Annotated in this window: 8 protein-coding genes, 2 tRNA genes, 2 rRNA genes and 1 other RNA gene (1 of these 13 cut by a window edge); 2 read left to right on the top strand and 11 right to left on the bottom strand. The window is 45.6% G+C overall.

All coding sequences use genetic code 11. The annotated features are described in order from the left end of the window. The 11 genes from MKX71_RS00170 to tadA form a co-directional block, all read right to left on the bottom strand. Positions 1–730: ribosomal RNA gene (locus tag MKX71_RS00170) — 23S ribosomal RNA — on the bottom strand (it extends 2,198 nt beyond the left edge of the window). 81 nt (positions 731–811) lie between these two features. Beyond that, positions 812–887, bottom strand: a tRNA-Ala gene (locus MKX71_RS00165). 11 nt (positions 888–898) lie between these two features. Further along, a tRNA-Ile gene (locus MKX71_RS00160) sits at positions 899–975 on the bottom strand. Positions 976–1,077: 102 nt separating this feature from the next. After that, positions 1,078–2,627, bottom strand: a 16S ribosomal RNA gene (locus MKX71_RS00155). The 16S and 23S rRNA genes sit together here with 2 tRNA genes alongside, the layout of an rRNA operon. Positions 2,628–2,872: 245 nt before the next feature. Continuing rightward, entirely contained in the window at positions 2,873–3,136 is a 264-nt protein-coding gene (gene bofA, locus MKX71_RS00150) for a sigma-K factor-processing regulator BofA (protein WP_003225421.1), read from the bottom strand. A 66-nt stretch (positions 3,137–3,202) separates the two neighbouring features. Further along, on the bottom strand, positions 3,203–3,427 hold the full coding sequence (locus MKX71_RS00145) for a YaaL family protein (protein WP_003242387.1): 225 nt from the start codon (positions 3,425–3,427) through the stop codon (positions 3,203–3,205). 17 nt (positions 3,428–3,444) lie between these two features. Continuing rightward, positions 3,445–4,041: a recombination protein RecR gene (gene recR, locus MKX71_RS00140; protein WP_003225425.1), complete on the bottom strand. Its 597-nt coding sequence runs from the start codon at positions 4,039–4,041 to the stop codon at positions 3,445–3,447. 14 nt (positions 4,042–4,055) lie between these two features. Continuing rightward, the gene (locus tag MKX71_RS00135; protein ID WP_003225427.1) at positions 4,056–4,379 is read right to left on the bottom strand and encodes a YbaB/EbfC family nucleoid-associated protein; all 324 of its coding nucleotides are present in this window, start codon (positions 4,377–4,379) and stop codon (positions 4,056–4,058) included. Between the two features lie 23 nt (positions 4,380–4,402). Further along, on the bottom strand, positions 4,403–6,094 hold the full coding sequence (gene dnaX / locus MKX71_RS00130; protein WP_069322309.1) for a DNA polymerase III subunit gamma/tau: 1,692 nt from the start codon (positions 6,092–6,094) through the stop codon (positions 4,403–4,405). A 129-nt stretch (positions 6,095–6,223) separates the two neighbouring features. Next, positions 6,224–6,488, bottom strand: an RNA gene (gene ffs, locus MKX71_RS00125) — signal recognition particle sRNA large type. Positions 6,489–6,570: 82 nt separating this feature from the next. Next, positions 6,571–7,056: a tRNA adenosine(34) deaminase TadA gene (gene tadA, locus MKX71_RS00120; protein WP_003226784.1), complete on the bottom strand. Its 486-nt coding sequence runs from the start codon at positions 7,054–7,056 to the stop codon at positions 6,571–6,573. Positions 7,057–7,141: 85 nt separating this feature from the next. Here tadA and MKX71_RS00115 point away from each other — a divergent pair, with 85 nt between their 5' ends. Together MKX71_RS00115 and MKX71_RS00110 are read left to right on the top strand one after the other, a co-directional pair. Continuing rightward, positions 7,142–7,687, top strand: coding sequence for an isochorismatase family cysteine hydrolase (locus MKX71_RS00115; RefSeq protein WP_003226786.1), 546 nt, complete (start codon positions 7,142–7,144; stop codon positions 7,685–7,687). 69 nt (positions 7,688–7,756) lie between these two features. After that, positions 7,757–9,040: a glycoside hydrolase family 18 protein gene (locus tag MKX71_RS00110; RefSeq protein WP_024572658.1), complete on the top strand. Its 1,284-nt coding sequence runs from the start codon at positions 7,757–7,759 to the stop codon at positions 9,038–9,040. The last annotated feature ends 60 nt before the right edge of the window (positions 9,041–9,100 follow it).

The following is a 9,100-nucleotide window of genomic DNA, read 5'->3' as shown; positions in this document are numbered from 1 at the left end:
ACCTGGTTTCGGGTCTACGACCACGTACTCATGCGCCCTATTCAGACTCGCTTTCGCTGCGGCTCCGCATCTTCTGCTTAACCTTGCACGGGATCGTAACTCGCCGGTTCATTCTACAAAAGGCACGCCATCACCCGTTAACGGGCTCTGACTACTTGTAGGCACACGGTTTCAGGATCTCTTTCACTCCCCTTCCGGGGTGCTTTTCACCTTTCCCTCACGGTACTGGTTCACTATCGGTCACTAGGGAGTATTTAGCCTTGGGAGATGGTCCTCCCGGATTCCGACGGAATTTCACGTGTTCCGCCGTACTCAGGATCCACTCAGGAGAGAACGAAGTTTTGACTACAGGGCTGTTACCTCCTATGGCGGGCCTTTCCAGACCTCTTCATCTACCTCGTTCTTTTGTAACTCCGTACAGAGTGTCCTACAACCCCAAGAGGCAAGCCTCTTGGTTTGGGCTAATCCCGTTTCGCTCGCCGCTACTCAGGGAATCGCATTTGCTTTCTCTTCCTCCGGGTACTTAGATGTTTCAGTTCCCCGGGTCTGCCTTCTCATATCCTATGAATTCAGATATGGATACCACTCCATTACGAGTGGTGGGTTTCCCCATTCGGAAATCTCCGGATCAAAGCTTGCTTACAGCTCCCCGAAGCATATCGGTGTTCGTCCCGTCCTTCATCGGCTCCTAGTGCCAAGGCATCCACCGTGCGCCCTTTCTAACTTAACCGTTAAAAAGAATCACTATGTGATATCTTGTGTTACTAATTGAATGTGATGTCTACTGTTATCTAGTTTTCAAAGAACACGTTGGTGGAGCCTAGCGGGATCGAACCGCTGACCTCCTGCGTGCAAAGCAGGCGCTCTCCCAGCTGAGCTAAGGCCCCGTTATATAAGATGGTGGGCCTGAGTGGACTCGAACCACCGACCTCACGCTTATCAGGCGTGCGCTCTAACCAGCTGAGCTACAGGCCCATCTTAACTTATTCAAGGAACAAAGTTCCTTCAAAACTAAACAAGACAGGGAACGTTCTGTTTATAAGACCCAAGGTCTTATATTCCGTAAAATATCCTTAGAAAGGAGGTGATCCAGCCGCACCTTCCGATACGGCTACCTTGTTACGACTTCACCCCAATCATCTGTCCCACCTTCGGCGGCTGGCTCCTAAAAGGTTACCTCACCGACTTCGGGTGTTACAAACTCTCGTGGTGTGACGGGCGGTGTGTACAAGGCCCGGGAACGTATTCACCGCGGCATGCTGATCCGCGATTACTAGCGATTCCAGCTTCACGCAGTCGAGTTGCAGACTGCGATCCGAACTGAGAACAGATTTGTGGGATTGGCTTAACCTCGCGGTTTCGCTGCCCTTTGTTCTGTCCATTGTAGCACGTGTGTAGCCCAGGTCATAAGGGGCATGATGATTTGACGTCATCCCCACCTTCCTCCGGTTTGTCACCGGCAGTCACCTTAGAGTGCCCAACTGAATGCTGGCAACTAAGATCAAGGGTTGCGCTCGTTGCGGGACTTAACCCAACATCTCACGACACGAGCTGACGACAACCATGCACCACCTGTCACTCTGCCCCCGAAGGGGACGTCCTATCTCTAGGATTGTCAGAGGATGTCAAGACCTGGTAAGGTTCTTCGCGTTGCTTCGAATTAAACCACATGCTCCACCGCTTGTGCGGGCCCCCGTCAATTCCTTTGAGTTTCAGTCTTGCGACCGTACTCCCCAGGCGGAGTGCTTAATGCGTTAGCTGCAGCACTAAGGGGCGGAAACCCCCTAACACTTAGCACTCATCGTTTACGGCGTGGACTACCAGGGTATCTAATCCTGTTCGCTCCCCACGCTTTCGCTCCTCAGCGTCAGTTACAGACCAGAGAGTCGCCTTCGCCACTGGTGTTCCTCCACATCTCTACGCATTTCACCGCTACACGTGGAATTCCACTCTCCTCTTCTGCACTCAAGTTCCCCAGTTTCCAATGACCCTCCCCGGTTGAGCCGGGGGCTTTCACATCAGACTTAAGAAACCGCCTGCGAGCCCTTTACGCCCAATAATTCCGGACAACGCTTGCCACCTACGTATTACCGCGGCTGCTGGCACGTAGTTAGCCGTGGCTTTCTGGTTAGGTACCGTCAAGGTACCGCCCTATTCGAACGGTACTTGTTCTTCCCTAACAACAGAGCTTTACGATCCGAAAACCTTCATCACTCACGCGGCGTTGCTCCGTCAGACTTTCGTCCATTGCGGAAGATTCCCTACTGCTGCCTCCCGTAGGAGTCTGGGCCGTGTCTCAGTCCCAGTGTGGCCGATCACCCTCTCAGGTCGGCTACGCATCGTTGCCTTGGTGAGCCGTTACCTCACCAACTAGCTAATGCGCCGCGGGTCCATCTGTAAGTGGTAGCCGAAGCCACCTTTTATGTTTGAACCATGCGGTTCAAACAACCATCCGGTATTAGCCCCGGTTTCCCGGAGTTATCCCAGTCTTACAGGCAGGTTACCCACGTGTTACTCACCCGTCCGCCGCTAACATCAGGGAGCAAGCTCCCATCTGTCCGCTCGACTTGCATGTATTAGGCACGCCGCCAGCGTTCGTCCTGAGCCAGGATCAAACTCTCCGATAAAGTAGTTTGACTGACTACGCACATCGCTGTGCGATTTTAAAAAACTGAATTAACAGGTACGTTTTGTCTTGTTTAGTTTTCAAAGAACTTTGTTTACCGCTCGTTTAAGCGACTTTATTATCATAACATTTACCGTCGCTACTGTCAACAACTTTTTAACATTTTCTTTTCGAAAAAGCTGTTCGTCATCAGCGACGTATACTAGAATAACACCTTCGGTTGTCTAAGTCAATACATAACATCAATTAAATGATAAATTGCTTAATAACGACTAACGCAGCTATTCCGGGTATCCCTAAAATTCCGCTGATAGCTGTTGTAACCAGATTAATCGGCACATGAATGCCAAGACTGCCGCCAAACATATTTACACAAACCAGCAGCAAAGCACCTGCCACAAATTTAACAGCTGTGATGCCAATCCACTTTAAAGGCTTCGCAGCTGAACCTGATAAAAAAAGAAGAATAACCAGTCCTAAAATAATCCCAATAATAAAAATAGGCTCCATGAATCTTCTCATCTCCTTCGCTTGTTCTAGTACAAGCTTATGAGAAGATCCAGGAGTTTAGACCACTTACTTCCACCGGCTGATTTTTAAATTTCGCTGCTTCGCTTCCCTTAAGTAAAAAAAATACTTCGCTTCAGCTACTTTCAGTTCGTATAACACTTCAGCAGACGGTTCTAAGCTTTTTTCAACCAGCTTTTTTTGCCTGTTCCACTCTTCCTTTTGCTTAAAAAGCTGCTCGGTTAGTTTTTCATCAAACTCTCTTCTTAATGTTTTCTTGCGAAGAAAACCCATGGATCGCTTTTTCCTCCTTACAATTCACGTCTTCCTTCAAGTGCTTTAGAAAGAGTGACCTCGTCAGCATATTCCAAGTCACCGCCGACGGGCAGTCCGTGGGCAATACGGGAGAGCTTAATACCAGACGGCTTGAGGAGCCTTGATATATACATCGCCGTTGCTTCCCCTTCTATATTAGGGTTTGTTGCGAGGATCACTTCTGTCACTTGATCATCCTGTAATCGTTTTAACAATTCTGGTATTTTAATATCCTCCGGTCCGATGCCGTCCATTGGAGAAATAGCGCCGTGAAGAACGTGATACTGTCCGTTGTATTCCTTCATTTTCTCCATAGCGATAACATCCTTAGGGTCTTGCACAACACAGATAACAGACTTATCCCTGCGCGTATCTTCACATATATAGCAAGGGTCCTGATCTGTAATATGCCCGCAAACTGAACAATATGTCAGGTTGCGTTTCGCATTTACTAATGCTTTCGCAAAATCTAATACTACATCTTCTTTCATACCTAGAACAAAAAAAGCCAGACGAACCGCTGTTTTCGGTCCGATCCCTGGCAATTTCATAAAGCTGTCAATCAGCTTTGATATTGGTTCAGGATATTGCATGTTCTTTTATCCCCCTAGAATAAACCTGGCATGTTCATTCCCTTTGTAAATTGACCCATTGTTTCGTTTGTGATTTCGTCAACTTTTTTCAAAGCTTCATTCGTTGCAGCAAGCACTAAATCTTGAAGCATATCAATATCTTCAGGATCAACGACTTCTTCTTTGATGATAACATCCAGGATTTCTTTTTGGCCGTTTGCTTTTACTGTTACCATACCGCCGCCTGCAGTTCCTTCAACAACCTTTTCTGCAAGCTCTTCTTGAGCCTTCGCCATATCCTTTTGCATTTTTTGCATTTGTTTCATCATTTTTTGCATATTACCCATTCCGCCACGCATAGCATTCACTCTCTTTCATTTTGTTAGTCTTTTATTTCAATTAAATCCGCTCCAACAAGCTTTTTCGCTTCGGCAATAAGCGGGTCTTCTTCAGCCGGTTCATTTGATCCTTCATTTTCCTGCTGATGATCTTCTAAAAATTCTTCTCTTATTTTACCCCATTGTGCTTCTGGAACGCCAATCAAATCCATTCTTTTTCCGAGCATCGATTCTAAAATCTGCTCAAGATTAGTCCGGACTCCGTTGTTATCCTCAGCGACCATTTTACAATGAATTTCATATTTGAACTTCAGAACAAATGCCGCCGATCCGGCAGCCACAGGTTCACTGTCATTCAGCAAAGCGGCATGTGATACTTTGTTTTGCTGTTTGAGATGAGCAAGAAGCTTGCCCCAACTGTTTCTGAGCAGATCAAGATCCGGTCTTGTGGCTTCCTTCAAAATCTCATGAATTCTGCCTACTGGCGCTTTGTAATTGGATTTCCCGCCCTTTGGCACACGCGGCGCTTCTTTTTTCGGGCTTTCCGCAGCTGCTTTTATGCCCGTTGTTTTGAGCCGCTCTACTTCCTGTTCGAGCTGCTGGATTTTTTTCATCAGCATATCCACTTCCGGGAGATCAGCAGCAGATTGATGTGAGGTTTGGCAAATCTTCACAACGGCCACTTCGAAAAAGATACGCGGATGATTTGTCCATTTCATTTCCTGATGGCTCTTGTTCAGAATATCAATCATTTCATATAGGGCCTGAGCCGGAATTTGTTCACTTAGTTCCCGGAACGTTTCATCGACTTTTACTTTCTCAAGCACTCCCTCTAAGCCAGGGGCTGTTTTGTACAGCAGCATGTCCCTGAAATAGAAAATCATATCTTCTATCAGCTTAGCTGGATCTTTTCCTTGCTGAAGCAATTCATTTAATGTTTCCAGTGCGTCAGAAACGTTTTTATCATGCAGGGATTTTGCAAGCTTCCCGATATATAATTGAGAAACAGCACCCGTAATTAAAAGCGCATCTTCGACTTTCAGGATATCGCCGCTGAATGATATGGCCTGATCAAGAAGGCTCAGGGCATCCCTCATCCCTCCGTCTGCAGCACTCGCGATGATATCCAGCGATCCTTCCTCCACTTGCAGCTGTTCAGCATCAACAATTTTATTCATGCGGCCTACAATCGCTTGGGAGGTAATTCGTTTAAAGTCAAAACGCTGACATCTAGAGATAATGGTTAAAGGAATTTTGTGCGGTTCAGTTGTTGCTAATATGAAAATACAATGCTCAGGCGGCTCTTCTAATGTTTTTAGTAATGCATTAAAAGCGCCGATAGAAAGCATATGCACCTCATCTATGATATATACCTTATATGTGACGGCCGATGGGGCAAACTTCACTTTATCGCGAATGTCACGAATCTCATCAACACCGTTATTAGAAGCGGCGTCAATTTCTATGACATCGGATATTGACCCGTTTGTTATCCCTTTACAGGCCGCACATTCGTTGCATGGCTCATCAACAGGAGCATGTTCACAGTTGACAGCCTTAGCAAATATTTTGGCTGCACTGGTTTTTCCGGTTCCTCTAGGCCCGGAAAACAGATAAGCGTGAGAAAACTTTTTTTGCAAAAGGGCATTTTGCAGCGTTTTTGTAATGTGTTCTTGTCCGACCACATCTTCAAAGCGCTGAGGCCTGAATACTCGATATAAAGCTTGGTAACTCACGGGTTTGCCCTCCTCCGTTATTCATCATTCCCATTATACATGAACCTTGTTTCGATTCCAAAAGCTCTTTTTACATAACAAAAAACTCACCTAATATTAGGTGAGTCTGAAAATTTGATGATTGATTTACCGTGCACCTTCTGTCGATTCGCTACCCTAAGCGTTACTTAAGCAGTTAGCTCGGCCCAGGCAACCCTGCGGCACATGAGAGGTTTCACTTAATGCTGCTTCCTTCCGGACCTGACATGGTTCATGAATTCCCATTGCGCAGGACCCAAACGTCAACACCACTTACTTAAGGCAGGCCTTAAAGTAAACGAACCTCGAGAAGGGATTCGGCCCTGCTAGAGCGGATTGCAGGTACAGGGCACCGCTACCTCCCCGCTTAGCACGGCAAAATAAATATCAAATTTTATGTTGCATCTATTACGATGCACATTTAAGTATATCTGTTTCCCCTAAAAATTGCAACCGTACTATTCAGACAAGTTTTTCCTGGCGGCTTTCTTCTTTTTTCTTAGTTCTCTGAAAAACGCACTGAGCATTCCGCCGCATTCTTCCTCAAGCACACCGCTCACCACTTCAGCCTGATGATTAAAGCGTTCCTCCTGAAGAAGGTTCATTAGCGTGCCTGAACAGCCGCCTTTCGGATCAAATGCGCCAAAAACCACTTTTTCCACTCGAGAAAGTACGACTGCACCAGCACACATTGGACAAGGCTCAAGCGTCACATAAAGAGTCGCACCTTCCAGCCGCCATGTTCCCAGTGCCTTACACGCTTCATCAATCACAAGCATTTCTGCATGGGCAATAGATCGTTGCTCAGTCTCTCTTAAATTATGTGCACGCGCTATAATTTCATCATTAACGACAAGCACCGCACCTATTGGCACTTCACCTTTCTCTTCAGCCTTTTTCGCTTCTTTAATTGCTTCTTTCATATAAAGTTCATCTTGTGTCATAAGGATAAGCTCTCTTTTCAAAGTTTTTTCATTGCCTAAAAAGGCTACATATTAACTATAACTGAAACGGAAAGGAGACTGTCGATTGTCCAAAGCAGATACAGCCCTTCTCATTGTAGACATGATCAATAATTTTGAATTCGATATGGGAGAAACCCTCGCTAAAAAAACAGAAAAAATCGTTCCTCATATTTTATCATTAAAGGAGCACGCGAGACAAAATGAATGGCCGATTATTTACATCAATGATCATTATGGACTTTGGCAAGCTGACATTAAAAACATTCAGCAAGAATGCACAAATGAAAGAAGCAAGGATATCATCACAAAGATAGCCCCGGAAGATGCTGATTATTTTTTAATCAAACCAAAACATTCCGCTTTCTACGAAACTGCACTTCACACCCTTCTTACTGAGTTGCAGGTGAGACATATTATCTTAACAGGTATAGCCGGCAATATATGTGTGCTGTTTACCGCTAATGACGCTTATATGAGGGAATACAGCATCACGATTCCTAAGGACTGTATCGCGTCAAACAGTGACGAAGATAACGAATTCGCCTTAACTATGATGGAGAATGTTCTTTTCGCAGAAATTACGACGGAAGAACAAATTACAGAAAAATAAACATGATCAGCGCTTTTCTTTCATACATTGATATCGATATGAAAGGAGGCGTTTTTCATTCAAATTTATGTGGTAAAACAAGGCGACACTCTTTCTGCTATCGCTTCACAATACAGAACAACCGTAAGTGAGATCACTGAAACGAATGAAATACCGAATCCCGACAGCCTTGTTGTCGGACAAACCATTGTCATTCCAATAGCCGGCCAGTTCTATGATGTGAAGCGAGGTGATACCCTGACATCCATCGCCCGGCAGTTCAATACAACAGCAGCCGAGCTCGCAAGGGTTAACCGCATCCAGTTAAATACCGTGCTTCAGATTGGTTTCCGTTTATACATCCCTCCAGCTCCTAAACGAGACATCGAATCAAATGCTTATTTGGAGCCCCGAGGAAATCAAGTCAGCGAAAATCTCCAGCAGGCGGCCAGAGAAGCGTCGCCCTACTTAACGTACCTTGGCGCATTCAGCTTCCAGGCACAGCGGAACGGAACCTTAGTCGCACCGCCTTTAACGAATTTAAGGAGCATTACAGAAAGTCAAAATACAACATTGATGATGATTATAACGAACCTAGAAAACCAGGCATTTAGTGATGAACTTGGCCGGATCCTTTTGAACGACGAAACTGTAAAAAGACGGCTTCTAAATGAAATAGTGGAGAATGCCAAGAGATATGGCTTCCGTGACATTCATTTCGACTTTGAATATTTGCGGCCCCAGGATAGAGAGGCCTATAATCAATTTCTCCGCGAAGCAAGGGATCTTTTTCATCGAGAGGGCTTAGAAATTTCTACGGCTCTTGCTCCTAAAACAAGTGCAACACAGCAGGGCAGATGGTATGAAGCTCATGATTACAGGGCACATGGCCAAATTGTCGACTTTGTTGTTCTCATGACATATGAATGGGGCTATAGCGGCGGGCCGCCTCAAGCGGTTTCTCCAATTGGACCTGTCCGTGATGTCATAGAATATGCTTTGACTGAAATGCCTGCGAACAAAATTGTCATGGGCCAGAATTTATATGGATATGACTGGACGCTGCCATATACAGCAGGGGGAACTCCAGCAAGAGCAGTAAGCCCTCAGCAAGCCATTGTCATAGCTGATCAGAACAATGCTTCCATTCAGTATGACCAAACCGCTCAAGCTCCTTTCTTCCGCTATACTGATGCAGAAAACAGAAGGCACGAGGTATGGTTCGAGGATGCCCGCTCGATTCAAGCAAAATTCAATCTGATTAAAGAGCTGAATTTAAGAGGCATCAGCTATTGGAAGCTGGGTCTTTCCTTTCCACAAAACTGGCTGCTGCTGTCTGATCAATTTAATGTTGTCAAAAAGACGTTTCGATAATTTGGAAACGTCTTTTTTTCATGGGGGCACCCAAGGGTTGTGATACAATATGAAGGTCGG

It is taken from the genome of Bacillus sp. FSL M8-0071 (assembly GCF_037975455.1).
Lineage (GTDB): Bacteria > Bacillota > Bacilli > Bacillales > Bacillaceae > Bacillus > Bacillus subtilis.
The sequence above is the reverse complement of the archived record's forward strand: the minus strand, read 5'-3'. Positions and strand labels throughout refer to the sequence as shown.